The sequence below is a fragment of the Buchnera aphidicola (Brevicoryne brassicae) genome, assembly GCF_005082825.1.
Taxonomy (GTDB): Bacteria; Pseudomonadota; Gammaproteobacteria; order Enterobacterales; family Enterobacteriaceae; genus Buchnera; species Buchnera aphidicola_AK.
Window position 1 is genome coordinate 609,768 of record NZ_CP034882.1, and the last position, 21,536, is coordinate 631,303.

General features: G+C 23.3%; 21 protein-coding genes, 1 tRNA gene and 2 pseudogenes. 14 read left to right on the plus strand and 10 right to left on the minus strand.

Features of this window, described 5'->3' with window-relative positions; all coding sequences use genetic code 11:
* Positions 1-42: 42 nt before the first annotated feature.
* The 3 genes from D9V66_RS02925 to pgi all read right to left on the minus strand — a co-directional run bounded on the left by D9V66_RS02925 (position 43) and on the right by pgi (position 5,014).
* Positions 43-1,209, minus strand: a complete 1,167-nt coding sequence (locus D9V66_RS02925) for a mannitol-1-phosphate 5-dehydrogenase (protein WP_158365961.1) — start codon at positions 1,207-1,209, stop codon at positions 43-45.
* Between the two features lie 50 nt (positions 1,210-1,259).
* Positions 1,260-3,182, minus strand: a complete 1,923-nt coding sequence (locus tag D9V66_RS02930) for a PTS mannitol transporter subunit IICBA (RefSeq protein WP_158365963.1) — start codon at positions 3,180-3,182, stop codon at positions 1,260-1,262.
* Between the two features lie 182 nt (positions 3,183-3,364).
* The gene (pgi, locus tag D9V66_RS02935) at positions 3,365-5,014 is read right to left on the minus strand and encodes a glucose-6-phosphate isomerase (RefSeq protein WP_158366053.1); all 1,650 of its coding nucleotides are present in this window, start codon (positions 5,012-5,014) and stop codon (positions 3,365-3,367) included.
* A gap of 214 nt (positions 5,015-5,228) precedes the next feature.
* Here pgi and orn point away from each other — a divergent pair.
* From orn to D9V66_RS02950, 3 genes and pseudogenes are all read left to right on the plus strand, one after another.
* A pseudogene (gene orn, locus D9V66_RS02940) lies at positions 5,229-5,776 on the plus strand (oligoribonuclease).
* A gap of 82 nt (positions 5,777-5,858) precedes the next feature.
* Positions 5,859-5,934, plus strand: a tRNA-Gly gene (locus D9V66_RS02945).
* A gap of 371 nt (positions 5,935-6,305) precedes the next feature.
* A complete protein-coding gene (locus D9V66_RS02950) occupies positions 6,306-7,010 on the plus strand; it encodes an N-acetylmuramoyl-L-alanine amidase (protein WP_158365965.1) in 705 nt (234 codons plus the stop codon).
* 117 nt (positions 7,011-7,127) lie between these two features.
* Here the strand turns inward: D9V66_RS02950 and rpmE are convergent, their stop codons facing one another.
* Positions 7,128-7,337: a 50S ribosomal protein L31 gene (gene rpmE / locus D9V66_RS02955; RefSeq protein WP_158365967.1), complete on the minus strand. Its 210-nt coding sequence runs from the start codon at positions 7,335-7,337 to the stop codon at positions 7,128-7,130.
* 216 nt (positions 7,338-7,553) lie between these two features.
* Here rpmE and D9V66_RS03255 point away from each other — a divergent pair, with 216 nt between their 5' ends.
* The 5 genes from D9V66_RS03255 (at position 7,554) to D9V66_RS02975 (ending at position 11,306) form a co-directional block, all read left to right on the plus strand.
* Complete coding sequence (locus D9V66_RS03255; RefSeq protein WP_261979319.1) at positions 7,554-7,679, plus strand: hypothetical protein; 126 nt, start codon at positions 7,554-7,556, stop codon at positions 7,677-7,679.
* A gap of 202 nt (positions 7,680-7,881) precedes the next feature.
* The gene (gene hslV, locus D9V66_RS02960; RefSeq protein WP_158365969.1) at positions 7,882-8,412 is read left to right on the plus strand and encodes an ATP-dependent protease subunit HslV; all 531 of its coding nucleotides are present in this window, start codon (positions 7,882-7,884) and stop codon (positions 8,410-8,412) included.
* Between the two features lie 11 nt (positions 8,413-8,423).
* The gene (hslU, locus tag D9V66_RS02965) at positions 8,424-9,755 is read left to right on the plus strand and encodes an HslU--HslV peptidase ATPase subunit (RefSeq protein ID WP_158365971.1); all 1,332 of its coding nucleotides are present in this window, start codon (positions 8,424-8,426) and stop codon (positions 9,753-9,755) included.
* 209 nt (positions 9,756-9,964) lie between these two features.
* Entirely contained in the window at positions 9,965-10,447 is a 483-nt protein-coding gene (locus D9V66_RS02970; RefSeq protein ID WP_158365973.1) for an Hsp20 family protein, read from the plus strand.
* A 103-nt stretch (positions 10,448-10,550) separates the two neighbouring features.
* The gene (locus tag D9V66_RS02975) at positions 10,551-11,306 is read left to right on the plus strand and encodes an FAD-binding oxidoreductase (RefSeq protein WP_158365975.1); all 756 of its coding nucleotides are present in this window, start codon (positions 10,551-10,553) and stop codon (positions 11,304-11,306) included.
* Between the two features lie 16 nt (positions 11,307-11,322).
* On the opposite strand, the pseudogene epmA reads toward D9V66_RS02975, so the two are convergent.
* Positions 11,323-12,282, minus strand: a pseudogene (gene epmA / locus D9V66_RS02980) (elongation factor P--(R)-beta-lysine ligase); the annotation flags it as partial.
* Between the two features lie 120 nt (positions 12,283-12,402).
* Between epmA and coaD the strand changes: the two are divergent.
* On the plus strand, positions 12,403-12,900 hold the full coding sequence (gene coaD, locus D9V66_RS02985) for a pantetheine-phosphate adenylyltransferase (protein ID WP_158365978.1): 498 nt from the start codon (positions 12,403-12,405) through the stop codon (positions 12,898-12,900).
* 115 nt (positions 12,901-13,015) lie between these two features.
* Here the strand turns inward: coaD and D9V66_RS03180 are convergent, their stop codons facing one another.
* Together D9V66_RS03180 and D9V66_RS02995 are read right to left on the minus strand one after the other, a co-directional pair.
* On the minus strand, positions 13,016-13,879 hold the full coding sequence (locus D9V66_RS03180) for a hypothetical protein (RefSeq protein ID WP_261979320.1): 864 nt from the start codon (positions 13,877-13,879) through the stop codon (positions 13,016-13,018).
* Positions 13,880-14,073: 194 nt separating this feature from the next.
* Positions 14,074-14,484 (minus strand): hypothetical protein, encoded by a 411-nt coding sequence (locus D9V66_RS02995; protein ID WP_158365980.1) that lies wholly within the window; start codon positions 14,482-14,484, stop codon positions 14,074-14,076.
* Between the two features lie 162 nt (positions 14,485-14,646).
* Between D9V66_RS02995 and D9V66_RS03000 the strand changes: the two genes are divergently transcribed.
* The gene (locus tag D9V66_RS03000) at positions 14,647-15,387 is read left to right on the plus strand and encodes a class I SAM-dependent methyltransferase (protein WP_158365982.1); all 741 of its coding nucleotides are present in this window, start codon (positions 14,647-14,649) and stop codon (positions 15,385-15,387) included.
* 72 nt (positions 15,388-15,459) lie between these two features.
* On the opposite strand, the gene D9V66_RS03005 is transcribed toward D9V66_RS03000, so the two are convergent.
* From D9V66_RS03005 to dapF, 3 genes are all read right to left on the minus strand, one after another.
* Positions 15,460-16,935 (minus strand): inorganic phosphate transporter, encoded by a 1,476-nt coding sequence (locus D9V66_RS03005; protein WP_158365984.1) that lies wholly within the window; start codon positions 16,933-16,935, stop codon positions 15,460-15,462.
* A 130-nt stretch (positions 16,936-17,065) separates the two neighbouring features.
* On the minus strand, positions 17,066-18,289 hold the full coding sequence (locus tag D9V66_RS03010) for an MFS transporter (protein WP_158365986.1): 1,224 nt from the start codon (positions 18,287-18,289) through the stop codon (positions 17,066-17,068).
* Positions 18,290-18,319: 30 nt separating this feature from the next.
* Positions 18,320-19,144, minus strand: coding sequence for a diaminopimelate epimerase (dapF, locus tag D9V66_RS03015; protein WP_187308389.1), 825 nt, complete (start codon positions 19,142-19,144; stop codon positions 18,320-18,322).
* Between the two features lie 213 nt (positions 19,145-19,357).
* On the opposite strand from dapF, the gene cyaY reads away from it, so the two are divergent.
* From cyaY to D9V66_RS03035, 4 genes are all read left to right on the plus strand, one after another.
* Positions 19,358-19,702: an iron donor protein CyaY gene (cyaY, locus tag D9V66_RS03020; protein WP_158365990.1), complete on the plus strand. Its 345-nt coding sequence runs from the start codon at positions 19,358-19,360 to the stop codon at positions 19,700-19,702.
* A 118-nt stretch (positions 19,703-19,820) separates the two neighbouring features.
* Positions 19,821-20,765, plus strand: coding sequence for a hydroxymethylbilane synthase (hemC, locus tag D9V66_RS03025; RefSeq protein WP_158365992.1), 945 nt, complete (start codon positions 19,821-19,823; stop codon positions 20,763-20,765).
* A gap of 8 nt (positions 20,766-20,773) precedes the next feature.
* A complete protein-coding gene (locus tag D9V66_RS03030; RefSeq protein WP_158365994.1) occupies positions 20,774-21,121 on the plus strand; it encodes a uroporphyrinogen-III synthase in 348 nt (115 codons plus the stop codon).
* Positions 21,121-21,531 (plus strand): uroporphyrinogen-III synthase, encoded by a 411-nt coding sequence (locus D9V66_RS03035; RefSeq protein ID WP_261979341.1) that lies wholly within the window; start codon positions 21,121-21,123, stop codon positions 21,529-21,531. The genes D9V66_RS03030 and D9V66_RS03035 overlap by 1 nt, the downstream gene beginning before the upstream one ends.
* The last annotated feature ends 5 nt before the right edge of the window (positions 21,532-21,536 follow it).

Here is a 21,536-nt window from a genome sequence, read left to right on the forward strand (position 1 = left end):
ATTGAAGAAAAAATAATATTGTCTTACAATTATTTTATATAATTATGAATGTGTTTTTAAAATAGAATTATATTCTGAAACAATTAAATGGGATTCTTTACTGTTTATAGATAAACCACAAATATCTAATAAAGTTTTTTTAATACCTTGGTTTTTTATTAAAGAAGAAATTTTTATTGATTCTAGATCATTTTCGTTATAATAACAAAATGCTGACGCAATACCCTTTGCTAAATTAAAATAAGATAATCCGTATTTAATACATCCTAAAAGAGGTTCGACTAAACGTTCTTCTCGTCTTAATTTTTGTAATGGATTTCGCGCTATACGTAAAAGATTATCTGACAAAAAGGGATTTTCAAAACGACAAAAAATCTTCTCTATATAAGAAAAGTGATCGTTTGAATTAAAATTATAATGTTTTATTAAAAAATTTCCACTTTCTTGCATGGCTGATTTAACAATAAAACGTATTTTTTCATCTAAGATAGCTTCATGTATTGTTTTATATTTTTTTATCCAACCTAAATATGCAGCTATAGCATGTCCAGTATTTAATGTAAACAATTTCCTTACTATAAAAGGATCTAAATTATTACTCAAATTCATATTAGTAATTATTGGAACTTCACCTTTAAACTGATTACAATTTACAATCCATTCTTGAAAGTCTTCAGCAATGATAAATAAAGAACTTTTCTTTTTATTTATTACTGAAGAAGGTATGATTGTATCAATACTACAATCTACAAAGCCAATATATTTATTTACATACATATGGTATTTTTCAGGTAATTTATCTAGCACGTTTTTTTTTAAAACTGAGCTTGCTTTTATTTTATTTTCACAAGCGATAATATTTAAGGGTTTTATTGACTGGATATTAAATTTTAATATTATTCCATTACAAATTAAAGATGCAATTTTATCTAATGCAGAAGGACCTACAGCAGTTGTAATCAAATCAACCAAAGTCATTATTTTTATAATTTTAGGATCACTAGAATTTATAGCACTAATACCTTTAACATCAAAAATACTATCTTGATCTTTACTAACTGTTCTAACAAAATAATGTTTACTATCATTAATAGTATCTATTACATCTTGATTAATATCAGAAAAAATTATATTAAAATTTGATTCTGATAATATTTTTCCAATAAATCCAAGACCAATGTTTCCAGCTCCAAAATGAAGTGCTTTCATATTAGACATTCCAAAAAAAATGTTTTATTTAGAAAAAATCATACTCGAATTTATTCAACATTTAAAAGTGACAATACTGTTTTTACATCACTGGTTTTAGATAATATTTTAATGGTATCTTTATTATCTAAGGCATTTGTAATATTACTCACTACCATAATATGTTCATCGTTTTTAGCTGCAATTCCAATTACAAGATAAGCGATATCATTTACGTCTTCTCCAAAATGAACTCCTTTAGGAAATTGACAAAAAACTATTCCTGTCTTTAAGACAGATTCTTTTCCTTTAATAGTGCCATGTGGAAGAGCTATTGATTCACCTAACCAAGTTGAAGATATTTTTTCTCTTTCTAACATCGAATTAATATAATCAAATGTAACATAACCTTGTTTTACTAAATTTTTGCCAACTATATTAATAGCTTCTTCTTTAGTATCTGCATATTGATTAAGTAAAATATTTTGTTCACTTAATCGAAATAAATTATGAGATTTTTTTTCATAATTTGTATTTTTTTTATTATTTTTATCCAGGGAATTAATATCATTTCTTTGTAAAGAAATTAGGTTTTCTATTAATTTTTTTACTAAATTATCATAAAAACTATTATTAAGAAAGTTTTTTAAAGAAATATGCTGAGCATTAGGCGCATATTTTTTTGCACGATCAGTTAAATTTTGATGTGTAATTACCAAATCTGCATTATGAGGTAATACATTAATTGCCATGTTTATTACAGAAATATGATTTAAATGAGCAAGTTTTATTTTTTTACGAAGAATACTTGCACCCATTGCACTAGAACCCATTCCAGCATCACAAGCAACTATAATTGTTTTTATTCTACTAAAACATCTAGATTTAATATTATTAAATGGATCTTTTTTTGATATTTTTGTATCAATTAAATTTTCATCTTGTTTTAATATTTTTTTATTATTTTTATTAACTTCATAAAAATTGCATTTTAATAATAAAGATGCAGTAATAAAAGAAACTATAAAAGAACAAAAAACAGCACTAATATTAACCAAATAAAAACCTTTAGGAGTCATTGCTAAAATAGATAAAACTGAACCTGGTGATATTGCAGAAATCAAACCACCATTAAAAAAAACTAACATAAAAACACCTGTCATACCACCCATGATAAGAGAAATAATTAACTTGGGTTTAATTAGTACATAAGGAAAATAAATTTCATGAACTCCTCCTAAAAATTCAATTATTGCCGCTCCTCCTGAAGATCTAGATAAACTTCCTTTTCCAAAAAAAAACCACGCTATTAATACACCTAATCCTGGACCAGGGTTAGATTCTATCAAAAAAAATATAGATTTATGATTTTCTGAAGTATCTTGAATACCTAATGGTGAAAAAATTCCATGATTAATTGCATTATTTAAAAAAAATACTTTAGCCGGTTCTATAATAATAGATGTAAGAGGTAATAAGTTATAAAATAATATTAATTTTATTAAACTAGATAAAATATGAGAAATCCATTCAATAAATGGACCAATAGTAAAAAATGAAATAATAGCTAATAAAATTCCAAATATAGCAATAGAGAAATTATTAACTAACATTTCAAAACCATTTTTTATTTTATTTTCTATTTTTTTATCAAAATATTTGATAGTCCATCCGCCTAGTGGTCCAGCAATCATTGCTCCTAATAACATTGGCATATCAGTACTTGTAATTACCCCAATGGTCGTTATACTGCCTACTAATCCACCTCTATCATTAGAAATTAAACGACCCCCAGTATATCCAATCAAAATAGGTAAAAGATAAAAAATCACAGGTGATATTAACTGCTCTAAAGCCTTATTAGGCTGCCATCCTAAAGGTATAAACAAGGCAGTCATAATTCCCCATGTAATAAAAATACTTATATTAGGCATTATCATATTACTTAAAAATTGACCAAGATTTTGTATTTTTGATTTAATTGATGTAAACATAATAAACCACGCATATTCCATAAAATTAAAATTTTAAAATAACTTTTAAATAAAATATTAATAATTAAATTTAATACTTTTTTAAAAAAAGTTAGATTTTTAATAAATATATACATCATTATAAATTTTTCTAATTAATTTTTTATTTTATAACAATTTAATAATTCAAATTGTTAAAATATTTACTTCGTAAAAGATTTATAAAAATCAATAAGTCCTTCAGTAGAAGAATCATAACACTTTTGTGTTATATTATTATTTAAATAATTATAAATATCTTGAGATAATTTTTTTCCTATTTCCACGCCCCATTGATCGAAACTAAAAATATTTAATATATAACCTTGAATAAAAATTTTATGTTCATATAAAGCGATTAATGCACCTAAATTATAAGGATTAATTTTTCGAACTAAAATCGAATTTGTAGGTTGATTTCCTTGACATATTTTAAAAGATAAAATTTTTTTTATATCATGAGGACTTATCTTAGATGAAATTAATTCATTCAATAAAGTATTTCTAGAATTACCAAAAGCTAATGCTTGTGTTTGAGCAAAAAAATTAGAAATTAATTTTAAATGATGGTTAGCAATATTATTATGTGAAAAAACTGGAGCAATGAAGTCACAAGGAATTAATTTGGTACCTTGATGTATTAATTGATAGAATGCATGCTGACCATTAGTTCCAGGTTCTCCCCAAATAATAGGACCAGTTTGATAAGATATTTTATCTCCTTTTCTATTAACTGATTTACCATTAGATTCCATATTAGATTGTTGAAAATAAGCAGAAAAACGATGCATATACTGATCATATGGCAATATAGCTTCTGTTTCAGAACCAAAAAAATTACCATACCAAATACTTATTAAAGCTAATAATATTGGAATATTTTTATTATTATCCGTATTGTAAAAATGATTATCCATAGCATGAGCGCCGTCTAAAAATTTTGTAAAATTATCAAATCCAATTGATAACATAATTGATAATCCTACTGAAGACCACAGTGAAAAACGTCCTCCAACCCAATCCCAAAATTTAAAAATATTATTAATATTAATTCCAAAATCTAAAGCATTTTTTACATTAGCTGATAAAGCAAAAAAATGTTTGTTTAAAATATTTGTATTTTTTGAAAAATTTAAAAACCATTTTTTTACACTAAGAGCATTTGTTATGGTTTCATCTGTTGTAAAAGTTTTAGAAGCTATTAAAAAAATTGTTTTTTCAGGATTTATTTTTTTTAAAACTTCCGTAATATGTGTTCCATCTATATTCGAAACAAAATGCATATTTAAATGATTTTTATATGGACGTAATGCTTCGGTAACCATGTATGGCCCTAAATCAGATCCACCTATACCAATATTGACAACATCAGAAATCGTTTTACCAGTATAACCTTTCCATGTTCCATTAATAACAAGATTTGAAAAATTTTTCATTTTTTCAAGTACAGTATTAATTTCTAACATAATATTACAATTATTTATTATAATAGGATTATTAGTTCTATTACGAAGTGCAACATGTAATACAGAACGATTTTCTGTCTGATTGATTTTAGCTCCAGAAAACATTAGTTGTATCGCTAATTTAACATCAGTTTCTTTAGCTAAACTTAATAAGTACATTAAAGTGTCATCATTAATACGATTTTTTGAAAAATCAATTAATATTTCATTTTCAAATGAAATTGAAAATTTTTTAAATCGATTAGGATCTCTTAAAAAAAGATCTTTTAGATGAACATGTTTTATTTTCTTAAAATGATCACTTAAATCTTGATAAGATTTAGTTTCATTAAAATTAATATTTTTCATCATAAAACTTACTCCTATAATTTAAAAATATAATTTTATATAAAACATCACTACATATGTTAATAAAAACATTATTAAATATACTTTTTACTAAATTTTATAAAAAATATTTTTTAATTAAAAAAAATAATTTTTTAAAATACTTATATAATTAATTTATGGTATAAATAAATAATTCTATTTTTTAATAATATTTGAATAACATATAAAGCATATGAAAATCAATAAAAAAAATCTTATTTGGATCGATTTAGAAATGACTGGACTTAATCCTAAAATACACCGTATCATTGAAATTGCTACATTAATTACGGATGTTAACTTAAATATCATTTCAGAGGGGCCAGTAATTCCTATATATCAAAAAAAAAACATATTTTATTAATGGATGAATGGAATTTTATAACTCATAAAAAAAATGGATTAATAAAACGTGTTCAAGATAGTTTATATAACGAACATCGAGCAGAGTTTGAAACTTTACTTTTTTTAAAACAATGGGTGCCTATTAAAGCATCTCCAATGTGCGGAAATAGTATTGCTCAAGATCGTAGATTTTTATTTAAATATATGCCAAAACTAGAAAATTATTTTCACTATAGATATATAGATGTGAGTACTTTAAAAGAATTAATTTATCGTTGGAAATGCAAAAATCAAACTAACTTTAAAAAAAGAAATAATCATACAGCATTAGAAGATATTCGTGAGTCTGTTATGGAATTAAAATTTTATAAAAAACATTTTTTTAAGTTTTCATAAAAAATATTTTTGAAAAAGAAAGCTTGAAAAATATATTTTATATCTATAAAATATATTTGATCACATATCAATTAAAAAATTTGCGGGAATAGCTCAGTCGGTAGAGCACAACCTTGCCAAGGTTGGGGTCGCGAGTTCAAATCTCGTTTCCCGCTCCATTTAGATTTTAAAAAATTTTGTTCTAATAATTCATTTATAAATAAACTAACTTTTTTAATATAAAAAATATTTTTCTGATAAAATTTCAAAAATGTTTTTAATAAAAAATTTAAAGGAAAACATATATGATTTTTTACTCATCCTATAAATGGATGATATTTTTTATTTTTTCGTTTATCTTTCAAGTTCAAATTAATCAAAATAAATATTTAAAAAAAAATATTTTAAAGAAAAAAAAGTATTTTTTTTAAAAAATTTAATTGAACCAAAACACACAAAAAAAGTAATTAAAATATCTCAATCTTTCAAAGAAATACATAAAAAAATAAAAATTTTTAAAAAAAAACAAAAAATTTTCAGCAGTAGTTCAATTTCATCAAAAAAAATTACTATCCTAATAGACGCCGGACATGGAGGACAAGATCCAGGAGCAATTGGACACAAAGGACTTCAAGAAAAAAAAGTTAATATTGCGATAGCACTTCAACTGAAAAAACTACTAGATAATGATACAATGTTTCGTACACTTCTAACACGTAATAATGACTCTTATCTTTCACTAAAAAAAAGAAGACAATTTTTAAAAAAAAATCAGGTAAATTTATTAATATCGATTCATGTAGATTCCTCCAAAAAAAAATACGTATCAGGAGCATCTTTATGGATAATTTCCAATAGTAGAATGAACCGTGAAATTAATAATTATGTAAAAAGTAAAAATTCAAATATGTGTTTTTCTCAAACTATTCAAAATATTTTTAATGAAAATAAAAATGATCTATTTTTAAAAAAAACTATTCTGGATTTGCAATTTAATAACTTACAAAAAATAGAATTTGACTTGTCTAAATATATATTTGAGCAATTCAAAAAAAAGATAAAATTACATAGAATACAATTAAATTATGCTAGTTTAGGGATATTAACTTGTATAAGCATGCCTTCCATATTAATTGAAACAGGTTTTATCACTAATTTTTTAGAAGAACAAAAATTGAGTACAACTTATTATCAAAATAAAATTGCTAATGCTATTTATTTATCTTTAAAAAATTATTTTTTACATAAATTTTAAGCATTAATAAAAAATTTTTAAAATATATAAATTTTTTAAAAATAATTTTTTTTAAGCATCTAAATACACAATCTAAGATGCTTAAACTAAACAAAGAAAAATTTTCTTAATTATCAATTATTTTTTATTAAAATTAAAACGTTTTTTAAATCTTTCAACACGACCTCCAGTATCAATAACTCTTTGTTTTCCTGTATAAAATGGATGACATTTTGCACATATATCTAAATTTATATTTTGATTGATAGTAGAAAAAATTTCAATTTTATTTCCACAAGAACAAGTAGCAATTATCTTAGAATAATGAGGATGAATTTTTTTTTTCATAAGAAAACTCCTTAAATAACAAAAACATATTTATTATGTTATACAAATAATAATATATTAATACCAAAAAATCAGCTATTTTATAAAAAATGATGTATAAAAAATATATGTATTATAATAAACACAAAATTGATTCTTTATATTTTAAAAAAAAAAAAAAAAAAATACGTATATATTATACTAATATTAATAGTTATTTTTTTAAATTTTTTTAATATGAATCGAAAAAATATTTCTAAAGAAAAAAGTACACGTTTTATAGAAAAAAACAAAAATACTAATATAGTACCTCCTCAGCCAAAAGAAAAATGGAAATACATTCAAAAATTAAAACATTTATAAAAAATGTCTAGTTTTTAAAAACTGGTTGAATTAAATAAATAATATTTCATATAATGAAAAAATTTTGTTTTAAATTATTTTTTAAAAAGTATTAAAGCAATAACTATAAAAAAAGTAATTTTACTTATAAAAAGTAAATTATATTTTATATATAATATATTTTTATACAATAAAAAAACGTTATGTTGAAGAGGCTTTTCTTGTGACGACAATATTAAGTGTAAGATTAAAAAATAAAGTAGTGATCGGAGGTGATGGACAAGCAACTTTAGGCAATACGATTATGAAAAGTAATGTTAAAAAGATCAGATCCCTTTATCATGAAAAAGTAATTGCTGGTTTTGCAGGAGGGACCGCAGATGCTTTCACTTTATTTGAAATGTTTGAAAAAAAATTAGCTTTATATCAAGGCCAACTACAACGTGCTGCAATTGAATTAGCAAAAGATTGGCGATCTGATAGAATGTTGAGAAAATTAGAGGCTTTATTAGCAGTTGCTGATAAAGAAACTTCATTGATAATTACAGGTAATGGAGATGTAATTCAACCTGAAGATGATCTAATAGCTATAGGATCAGGTGGTTCTTATGCTCAATCTTCTGCTCGTGCATTAATAAATAATACAGATTTGAACGCAAATCAAATTGTAGAAAAATCATTAACTATTGCTGCAAATATTTGTATTTATACAAATCATACTTTTACTATAAAAGAACTATTTTCAGAAAAATAAGGATTATCTTTATGTCTTCAATGACTCCTCCTCAAATTGTTTCTGAACTTGACAAATTTATTATTGGTCAAGAAAAAGCAAAAAGAGCTGTATCTATTGCACTAAGAAATCGTTGGCGTCGTATGCAATTAAATAATGAACTTCGCCATGAAATAACTCCTAAAAATATTTTAATGATTGGACCTACTGGAGTAGGTAAAACAGAAATTGCTAGACGTTTAGCTAAATTAGCTGATTCTCCTTTTATTAAAGTAGAAGCGACAAAATTTACTGAAGTAGGATATGTTGGAAAAGAAGTTGATTCAATTATTCGAGATTTAACTGATGCAGCAATAAAAATGATTCGAATCAAAAACATTGAAAAAAACAAAATTCGAGTTGAAGAAATAGTCGAAGAAAAAATATTAGATGTTCTCGTACCTACTCCTAAAAAAAACTGGTCTGAAAAAGAAAAAAATGAAAGCCTCTTAAATACTATTCAAACATTTAGAAAAAAATTAAGAGAAGGTCTGTTAGATGAAAAAGAAATAGAAATAAATGTGCTAACAACCAGTATGGGTATTGAAATAATGGCTCCTCCAGGAATGGAAGAATTAACTAGTCAATTGCAATCTCTTTTTCAAAACTTAGGAGGACAGAAAAAAAATAATAGAAGATTAAAAATTAAAGATGCTATTATATTATTAACAGAAGAAGAAGCTGCTAAATTAATTAATCAAGAAGAAATTAAAAAAGAAGCTATTCATGCAGTAGAACAAAATGGAATAGTTTTTATTGATGAAATCGATAAAATATGTAAACGAGGAGACTCTTCAGGTCCAGATATTTCTCGAGAAGGTGTTCAAAGAGATTTACTTCCATTAGTTGAGGGTTGTACTGTGTCTACTAAACATGGGATGGTTAAAACAGATCATATCTTATTTATTGCATCTGGAGCATTTCAAACTTCTACTCCTTCTGACTTAATTCCTGAATTACAAGGACGTCTTCCAATCAAAGTTGAATTACAAGCCCTCACTATTGATGATTTCGAAAAAATTTTAACCGAACCTACTGCTTCAATTACTGCGCAATATAAAGCACTTATGGAAACAGAAGGTGTTCATATTAATTTTACAAAAGAAGGCATACGTAATATTGCAGAAGCGGCTTGGAAAGTGAATGAATCTATGGAGAATATTGGAGCTCGTCGATTACATACGATTCTAGAAAAATTAATGGAAGATATATCTTTTAACGCTACTGAAAATAAAGGTAATACAATTGAAATTAACTCTAACTATGTTGGACAACATTTAGATCAATTAATATCTAATGAAGATCTAAGTCGTTTTATTTTATAATTTATTTTTAAAATGTTGATTCAATATTATAATAACTACATAAAAAAAATAAATATTATTTGTATAATAAAAAAAATTTAAATTATTTAAAATTAATTAATAATTACTATTGAAAAAAAAAAAATAAGACCTTATATGAAAAAAAGAAAGTTTCTTAAATTTGTTAGAACTATATAAAAATTAAAATTTTTTAAAAAAAGGAGCTTTTTATGTCTTATCGTTCTCTTTCATTTATTCCAAATTTTAATGGTCATAATGTTTTTTCAAATAGATTTAATCAAATTGATAAGATGTTTAGTACATTAACAGGAGAAAAACCAATATCTGATACCCCAGCATATAACATTTGTCAAATAAATGAAGTAGAATACCAATTAACAATTAGCATTCCTGGATATGAAGAAAAAGAACTAGATATTTCTGTACATAATAACCAACTATCTATTCAAGGAAAAAAAGAAAATCAAGTAGAAAATAATAAAAAAGAAAGCATAAAATGGTTGCACAAGGGAATAATTTTTAATAACTTTTCTTTAAGTTTTAATTTAGATCATAAAATAAAAGTTAAAAAAGCAGAGTTATCTTTAGGTTTACTAAAATTAAATTTTGAATGTAATGTTCCAGAAGAAGAAAAACCTAAAAAAATTTCTATTAATATTCCAGACGATACAAAAAAAATTGATAAAAGATAACATTAAAAAAAATAAAAAAATTGATTTAAATAAAAACCATTGTACTTAAATAAAACAAAGTACAATGGTTAAAAAAATAGTCATTGATTGTTGAGAATAAAATATGAATCCATGGATTAATGCTAAAGTTTTAAAAATAAAAAAATGGAGCAATCATTTATTTACTCTTATTTTAAAAGCCTCTATAGCACCTTTTTATGCAGGACAATTTACTAAATTAGCTTTATATGATGAAGCTAATAAAAAAAAAATACAACGAGCATATTCATATCTAAATTCACCTAATGAAAAAAACTTGGAAATATATATTGTTCGTGTATTAAACGGAAAATTGAGCAATATGTTATATAATCTTCAATCTGGTGATAAAGTTTTGATTAAGAAAAATTCATTCGGATTTTTTACTATAGATGAAATACCAGATTGTGAAACGTTATGGATGTTTGCTACAGGAACCGGAATAGGACCATATTGTTCAATTTTAAAAGAAGAAAAAAATATTATTAATAGATTTGATCATATTGTATTAATACATGCAGTACGGTATCAAAATGAATTAGTTTATCTTCCTTTAATGCAGAAACTTTATGAACAATATAAAGGAAAATTAAAAATTCAAACAATTATTAGTAGAGAAGAAAATAGAAATTCTTTGACTGGTAGAATTCCCTTTCTATTAAATAACCAAAAACTAGAAAAAAAAATTGGTTTATCAATTAATCCTCAAACTTCACATGTTATGTTATGTGGTAATCCTTTAATGGTTAAAGATACATATCATTTTTTAAAAAATAATAGAAATATGATAAAACATTTACGTCGTAAAAAAGGGAATATTACAATGGAAAATTATTGGTAAAAATTATTATCTCTTTTTAACAACGATCTAATGAAAAAGACATTATTTTACTAATACTTTTTTCGTTTAAAATTAACATAATTAATCGATCTAAACCTATTGCAACTCCCGAACAACGGGGCAAACCAGAAGATAATGCTTGAAGAAAAAAACAATCTATTTTTTGCGTAGGAATATTTATGGACAAACGTTTTTTATTATCTTCAATAAAACGTCTTTTTTGTTTGCTAAAACTTGTAAGTTCATAAAAACCATTCCCTAATTCTATTCCTTTAAAAAAAAATTCGAATCTTTCTGAAATACGAGAATCTTTTGAATTAATAGCAGCAAGACATGCTTGTTCTGCAGGAAAATGATAAACAAACAAAGGTCTTTTTTTTCCTAATCGAGGTTCTATTTTTAATGTGAAAAGCAATTGTATTAATTTATTTAAATCATCTTCAAAATCAGTCAAATGATCTAATTTTAGTTTTTTAGATATTTTACGTAATTCTAATAAATTAGTATTTAATGGATCTATGTTTAAGAATTTTATAAATATATCTTGATAAGAAATTTTATCTGATTTATGACAATTTAAAATAATTTGAAGAAATTCATCTATTTCTTTGATAAAATTTTTCATAGAACAAAAAGGTTGGTACCATTCTAAAATAGTAAATTCTGGATTATGATAACGACCTAATTCTTCATTTCTAAAACAATGACAAATTTGATATATAGGTCCACTTTTTGCAGCTAACAAACGTTTCATATGATATTCTGGACTAGTAACTAACCATAGTTTTAATTTTTTAATATGATCAAACGAAAGAAAATCTGTTTTAAAAGATGTTAAGTGTACATCAGTAACAGTTGAACGAGATAAAATTGGTGTTTCTACCTCCATAATTTTTTTTTGTAAAAAAAATAAACGAATATTAGAAATAATTTGTGATCTTTTAATCAAATTCTTAATTGAAGCATTAGGTTTCCAAAAATTTTTTTTTTCATATTAATTCTCTTAAAAATCAGTCATTTAAAAATAAATTTTTTCTCTTAGAGAAGATTATATATTGAAAATAAAACTCAAATAATATTACATATAAATAAAAATATGAATAAAACTGCAATATATCCTGGCACTTTCGATCCAATTACTTATGGACATTTAGATATTATAACAAGAGCTACAAAAATATTTGATAATGTAATTATTGCAATTTCTGATAATTTAAAAAAAAAACCAATCTTTAATCTAAAAGAACGAATAGAATTAACTCAAAGTGCTACTTTACATCTTAAAAATATAAAAAAAATACTTGGATTTAATAATCTTCTTGCAAATCTAGCAAAGCAAGAAAATACTAATATTTTAATTAGAGGAGTACGTACAATATTTGATTTTGATTATGAAATAAAATTAGCTGCTATTAATAAACAAATTTATCCAGATTTAGATAGTATCTTTTTACTTTCTTCTAAAGAAGTTTCTTTTATATCTTCATCTTTTGTTAAAGAAATTGCAAAATATAGGGGAGATACAAAACCATATCTTCCGAAAGAAGTTCATTTTGCATTGTTAAAAAAACTTAATAATATTACCATAAAATAAAATTTGTTATTAGTTTTATTTAAAAAAATATAATAGGGACATATTAAATATGCCCTATTATTCAATGAATAATTATTTATTTTATTTAAAAAAATATTAGTATTTTATTTATTTTTTATTTTATAAAATGTGAATATTTAATTATTGGTAAAGCATTTGGATAAATAATTATGGTTGCACGTACTCCTAAAGATTTATATTTTTTAATATAATTTTGATTTTTTATGTTTAAATCAGACAAATTAGTTGCAACTAACTTAATTCCACCATCATTTAAATTGTCTATTTTATAAATGTTTTTTGAATTTTTTATCTGATATTGATCGATTTCTGGATGTTCGGAAATTAATTGAAGATAAGATCGATATAAAAACTTTTGATTTGCATATGTAGCAATTAATTTTTGAGAATTTATATCAGGTATTATCTTTTTAAAATCTTGTATCATTTTTTCTCGATTACTAGAAAAAATTAAATTTTTATTTACAATAAAAAGAGATGAATTAAGATCATTCATAAATTTTTTATCCAGATCTTGAGAAAATTTTGAATTTTCATAATATTCTTGAAAACGCTTAATTGTATTTGTGATATTTTTCAATGAATTTAACTGATCTGAAACTTTCCATGAACTATTATCAAAAGCAAAATCTTCATAATAAGACTGTTGAACACTTTTATTCATTCTTTCTCTAAAATTATTATCAGTTTGTGAAATATTTTTCCTACCTTCCAAATCAAAATTTTCATCTAATCTCATAGAATTGTAAAAACTATCTTGATTATTTTTTTTTGGTGTAATAGTAAGTAGATCTGGAAAAGAACTTTGATATTGAGGATGTTTTGGATTGTTATTTAATTTATTAACAATTTTTATTTTTCCTTGACGTCGAATTTTATCCATGATTGCTCTCATAAAAACTTTTGAAGATTCAATAGTTCTTTTAAGTTCTTCGACGTGTTCAGATAAAGGAATCATAGTTCCATTTCTTGAACTAGGTCCTAGATCTTTGTCTGAAAAAAATATTTTTTGGATTGTTTTTCCATTAAAAAGTTTTATTGTTTCTTTTTTTACAGTTTTATAAGTTTCTATTACTGTATTTTTGATTTCATTTAAAATATCATGAGTTATTTTTATAAGATTAAAATTTAAAAACTTTTTATCAAAAAATTTTATTTTATTATTGAAGAAATATGAAGGGGGGTTGTTAAGAATTTTTTTTTCATTGATACATTATTAATAAGTTCATTATTATTTAAATTTATAATATTTTTAGTATTATTTTCTAAAGAAATAAAATTTTGTATATCATATTTTTCAAATATATTCTTTTCTGTTTGTTTTTTTAACATTTCTAATAAAAATAAAGATTTTTCACATACATTTTCTATATTTACAAGATATTTTTTATCTTTAAATACATTTAATTCTTTAGTATTATTTTTTATAGTAGAATAATTTTTGAATTTATTTATATCTCTTTCTTTTTCTAATGATTTTTTATTAGAATTTTGATAAATTTTGTTTGTTTTAATTAGAGATTTTTTTCTTATTATATCTATATTGAAAAAATTAGATGACATAATATTTTTATCCTTTTTATAAATTTATATAAAAAAATTCATATCTTAAATTATTTTTATATATTTTTTACATATAAAATACGTAAAAAAATTATCAATTTATATTTTAAATATATTTTTAAAAAAGTCAATTATTAATTGTTAAAAGAGAAAAGGTAGAAAATGAAAATACATTTATTATTTAAATTCCACAATCAAAGATTGTATGATTTAATCAATTCATTTGATATAAAACATGATGAAAATTCCTCTATATCTTTAATAATAAATTCTAATTCATTAGAATTATATAACCGTCAGTATCCTAAACAAAAACCTATCAAAGTTGATTTTACTTCAAATAAAAATAATTATAGATGTTATTCTGTTAGAAAAAAAAATGAAATTTTATCTAAAGCTGTAGGAATAAAAAATTCTTATTATCCTTTTGTTTTAGATGCGACAGCAGGATTAGGAAATGATGCTTTTATACTTTCTTTTTTAGGTTGTAAAGTCGTTATGATAGAACGTCATCCAATAATTGCTGCTTTATTAAAAGATGGATTGCAAAGAGCATATGAAGATAAAAAAATAGGAAATTGGTTAAAAAAACGATTACATCTAATTTTTAATGATAGTTGTGATATGTTAAAAATACCTTTTTTAAAACCAGATGTTATTTATTTAGATCCCATGTATCCTATTCGAAAAAAAATGTCTTTACCAAAAAAAAACATGCAAATTTTTAGGAAATTAATAGGACAAGATTATGATTCTAAAAATTTATTGAAAATTTCTAGAAAATTAGCAAAAAAAAGAATTGTTGTTAAACGTCCTTGTTATGCAAAACCTTTATCTAAAGATAAAATAAATTTTGTAATTATGGGTAAAAAACATCGTTTTGATATATATAGTCCTCTTTAAAAAAAACAGGAGTACATATATTTGATACATACCCCTAATTTAAAATACTATAAAAATTCTACGATTTAAAATTTAAATTAAAAACAATGCTATCCAATATAAAAAACCAGATAATAAAATTGAAATAGGTAAAGTTAACAACCATGCTAATGCAATATTTTTAATAGTCTTAATTTGAATACCATCACCATCAATTAACATTGTACCTGCTACAGAAGATGATAAAATATGTGTAGTCGAGACAGGTATTCCTGTATAACTTGCTATTCCAATTGAAAATGAAGCTGTTACTTGTGCTGACATAGCCTGTGCATATGTCATTTGTTTTTTTCCTATTTTTTCACCGATAGTAATTACTATACGTTTCCAACCTATCATTGTTCCTATTGATAAGGACAATGCAACAACTAATATAATCCAAATTGGTGCATATTCAATTGTTTGAAGTATATTTTTTTTGCTTTTTATTAAAAAAGATCTATCTTGAGAATTCACATCAAAAGTAGTTATTGTTTGATCAATTAAATCAGAAATACATAATAAAAAATGACGCAATTGTAATCTTTTTTCTACATCTAATCTGTGATAATTAGAAATATTTTGTAATAAAATTTTAGTTTTTTTGATATTTTCGATAATGTTATAAACATGAGAATAATTAATTGATGTATCAATTACTTTTTTATTTTCATTTTTTTTAAATATATTTTTAGAATTTTCTAAATAATATTTTTCTAATTGATTAATAGTATTTTGTGTGCAAATAATTTCGTTTTTATTAGCATTTAAATTTATTAAAAAAGACGAAGGTACAATTCCTATAAGAACAAGCATTATTAAACCAATACCTTTTTGTCCATCATTTGCACCATGAGCATAACTTACTCCAATAGATGATACAATTAATGCTAAACGTATTAAAAATGGTGGCTTTTTTTTTCCATCTATCTTTTCACGTTCTAGTGGTGTCATATGAATTCGATAGAAATTTTTATTAAAATTGTTTACATAATATCGTAATAAAAAAATTAAACCTCCTGCTATTATTAATCCTATAATTGGAGAAAACACAAGAGATAAAAAAATACTTTTCATTTTAGGAATATTAAGTGCATTTATTAAAGACGAGTCTGTTACTATTGCATTAGTTAATCCTATTCCAATAATCGCTCCAATAAGAGAATGTGAACTAGATGCAGGCAAACAAAAATACCATGTAGATAAATTCCACATTATAGCTGCTAATAAAATAGAAAAAACCATAGCAAGTGCATTTTTTGACGTACTATTTAATAGCAAATCATTTGGTAATAAATGTACAATTGCATAAGCAACAGTCAAACCTCCTAGCATCACACCTAAAAAATTAAATATACCAGACATTATAACTGCAACATTAGAAGACATTGCTCGAGTATAAATTAAAGTTGACACTGCGTTTGCTGTATCGTGAAAACCATTAATAGCTTCATAAAATAGAACAAAAAATAAAGCTAAAAAAACAAATAAACTATGATTCAAATCAGAATAAGAAAATAAATATAGCATAATCTTTAAGCCATTTTGATGAATTGAACTAAGTTTATTATCTGTGAGAAACTATGTTTAAGGAAAGTAAAATATGAATTTTATTTATAAAAATATTATTTTTAATGTTTTTATAAAAATATGATTTTTTTCATAAATTTTTATTTTTTTTTAGTTTAAAAGATAAAAAAATTGCTAACAATAACATTGTTATTATAAACATTAAAATTCCATACCATTTAAAATGGAACCAAAAAAAACCACCAAACGTACCGAATACACTTGAACCTAAATAGTAAAAAAATAAATATAAAGAAGTAGCTTGAACTTTTGCAGTCTTTGTATAAGAACTAATCCAACTGCTAGCAATTGAATGTGATGCAAAAAAACCACTAGAGAAAATTATTAAACCTAAAATTATTATAAATAAGTTATCACATTGTGTAATAAATACGCCTGTTACCATTAAACATAAAGACACTATAAGAATATTATTTCGACAATATTTTTTAATTAAAATACCAGCTTTAGGAGAACTATATACTCCAGTTAAATAAATAGTTGACAACAATCCTATGCTAGATTGATAAAGCAAAAATGGTTCTAAAATTAAACGATAACCAATATAATTAAAGATAGTAACAAAACTACCCATGAGTATAAAACCTATTAAAAAAAGAATAAATAATTCTGGTTTTTTTAATTGCAAATAAAAACGGTTTAAAAAACTATAAAAATTAATAGAAATAGAACAAAAATTTTTAGATTGAGGTAAAAAATATAAAAAAAAACAAGAAGATATTAAAGAAAAAAATCCAATAATAACCAATGAAATATTCCATGAAAATTTTTCAGCTAAAATACTGCTTAAAAGTCTTCCTGAACATCCACCTATAGTATTTCCGCTAATGTATAGTCCCATGCAAAAAGATAAAGAACTAGGGTGTATTTCTTCACTAATATATGTCATTGCTACTGCCACAACACCGCTTAAAGCTAAACCTGTTAAAGCACGAAATAAAATAATAGTCGTCCAACTAGTCATCATTGAACATATTATTGTTAATATTGCTGCTATAAATAAAGAAGCAGACATAATTAATTTTCTACCGACTACATCCGATAAAGGTCCAGTAAATAGCATTCCTAAAGCCATCATTCCAGTTGCTGCAGATAAAGATAAGCTACTTTCTGCAGGAGTTAAATAAAATTGTTTAGAAAATACTGGTAAAATAGATTGTACACAGTATAAAATCGAAAAAGTAGAAAAACCACCTGAAAAAAGAGCTAAAATAACTTGATTAAATTTTTTTGTATTTTTTTTTATGTATTGTTTTTTTTTTGAAAATTCTTGTTTTTCTTTTAATAAAATCAAAATATAACTCCTTTTTTAGCTAAAATAATTTTATAAATATATATAGCCATCGTAAACATGTTTTGCAGGTCCTGTCATATAAAGAGAATGTCCAAGACCTTTCCAGGTTATAATTAATTTTCCACCTAATAAATCTACTTCAACAGTATCAGAAAGTAAGTTTTGTACAATACCTACAGCTACTGCAGCACAAGCACCACTACCACAAGAATATGTTTCACCTACATCACGTTCATATACTCTTAATTTGATATTTTTTTTATTGATGATTTCCATAAATCCTACATTAATTCCTTTTGGAAATATAACATTTCTTTCTATATATTTACCAAGTGTATTTACAGGAGCATGTTTAATAGTTTGAACTTTAATAATACAATGAGGATTACCAATAGATACAATACTGCATATTAAACTTTCTTTAAAAAGTTTTATTGAAAAATTGTCATATGAAATATTTTTTAATAAAGTAAAATTTTGAAGTGTAAAATCAGGTTTATTCATATTAACTTTAATCATATTATTAGATATTAATTCAATAATTAAGCTTCTTTTTTTCGTACTAACAAAAATCTTTTTTTTACTAGTTAGATTTTTTAATAATAAAAAAAGACCAAAACATCGTGCACCATTACCACATTGTTCAACTTCATTTCCATTTGAATTAAAAATTCGATAATTAAAATCAAATAGAGGATTATTTGATTTTTCTACAAGTAATAATTGATCAAAACCAATTCCAGTATATCGATCAGATAGTTTCTTTATTATTGATGATGATAAGAGAAAATCTTGATTGATGCAATTAACAACCATAAAATCATTTCCTAAACCATGCATTTTAGAAAAGTAAATTTTTTTTTTATTTTTAAAATATGAAATCATTTTATGTCCTATTTAATTATTTAATATTTTTTTAAAAAATATATTTATTTATGAAATTTAATTCATCAAAAATTAAGTAATATTAAAATTATACTAAAAATAAGATTATATAAAATACATTAATCTAATTATTTTTATCTTTTAAATTTGTTATAATATAGATAAAATTTAAGGAAATAAAAAATGAAAATACCAGATATAAGTAAAAAAGATAATTTTTATATTTTAGTAAATAATTTATTTTTGCAAATAGAAGATACTTTAAACCTGTATGATAATGAAATTGATATAGATTATCAGATTCAGGATTATGTAATGACTATTACTTTTCAAAATAAAAGTTTAATAATTATTAACAAACAAGAATCATTGCAACAAATTTGGTTAGCTACAACAATAAATGGATATCATTTTAATTACAAAAAAAATAAATGGATTTGTAATCGTAGTAATAAAAATTTTTGGGAGATATTTGAAAATGCATTTTTTGTTCAATCAAATAAAAAAATTATTTTTAATAAAAAATAATTTCATTTTTATATATAAAAAAAACATAATAAAGTTTTTTTTATATTTAAAATTTAAAAATTAAAAATTTTAAGTAGAAAATTATAAAAAACGCATCTATATTAACATGAATTTTGATATGCAAAATAAAACATTAAGAATTGCTACTAGAAAAAGCCCCCTAGCCTTACAGCAAACTAAATATGTTCAAAAAAAAATACTATCTTTATATCCAGATTTAAATATAAAATTAGTACCTATTGTTACTCATGGAGATAATATTTTAAATAAATCTCTTTCAAAAATTGGAGGAAAAGGATTATTTATAAAAGAATTAGAAATTGCACTTCTTGAAAACAAAGCTGATATTGCAATTCATTCTATGAAAGACCTTCCAGTAAATATTACAAAAGAACTATGTTTAGTTAGTATATGCAAAAGAGGAAATCCTTTAGATACATTAGTGTCTAATAATTATAAATCAATTAATCAATTACCTAAAGGAGCAATAGTTGGTACATCAAGTTTAAGAAGACAATGTCAATTAATCACTCATAGACCTGATTTAATTATCTCTCCTTTAAGAGGGAATGTAGAAACAAGAATAGCAAAGTTAGATCAAGGGAAATACGATGCAATTATTCTCGCTACTGAAGGATTAAATAGATTAAGTTTACAACATCGAATTACTCAAATTATACCTGCTGAATTATCTCTTCCTTCATGTGGACAAGGTGCAATTGGAATTCAATCAAGAATACATGATAAAAAAGTAATATTTTTTTTATCTCGTCTTAATCATATAAATACTTTTATTGAAATAAATGCAGAAAGAGCATTTTGTAGAAAATTAAATGCAGGATGTCAAATTCCTATAGGCAGTTATGCTATTATAAAAGAAAATAAAATTTGGTTAAGAGGAGTAATAGGTTCACCTAATGGTAAAACTATATTAAAAGGAGAAAGAATAGGTTGGTATAATACAGGAGAAAAAATGGGGTATGAACTTGCTGAAGAATTATTAAACAATGGAGCTAAAAATATTCTTAATAATCTACATTTGAAACAATCGTATTATATATAAAAATACTTATGAAAATACTAGTAATGCGACCTTCTCCTGAAGGAGAAGATTTGGTAAATAATTTAAAAAAAATAGGCATACATGCTTGGCATTTTTCTTTTTTTGATTTTTATTCTAGTACTAGTTTAATAAACTTATCAAATAAAGTTAATGATTTATATGAATCAAATATAATTATTATTTTTTCTAAAAAATCTATTTATTATACAAATTTATATTTAAAAAATCATAATTTACAATGGCCTTTTGATGCAGAATATTATACTGTAGGTCAAAGTACGGCTCTTTCTCTTTACAAACATGTAAAAAAAAAATTATTTTTCCCAAAAAACAAGAAGATAGTGAAAATTTATTAATTCTATTACATAAATATTTGTTAAAAAAGCACAAAATAGTTTTATTACAAGGCGAAAATGGACGTAAATTGGTAGAAAAAAACTTAAAAAAAAAAGGTTTTAATGTTTCTACTATAGAATGTTATAAGCGAATTTTAAAAAATTTAAATATCGAAAAAGAAGAAAAATTATGGTGTTTATATAAAATAAATACTTTAGTAGTAACCAGTAGCGAAATTTTATATCACATAAAAAACATCATTTGTAGTATTAATGAAAATAATTGGCTATTAACATGTAAAATTTTTGTAATTAGTAGAAGATTGTTTAAAATAGCGAAAATTTTAGGATGGAAAGATATAGTAATTTCAAATTGTGCTAGTAATGAATGTTTGATAAAGGTAATTAAAAAAGAAAAATTTGGTAATTAGTTTTT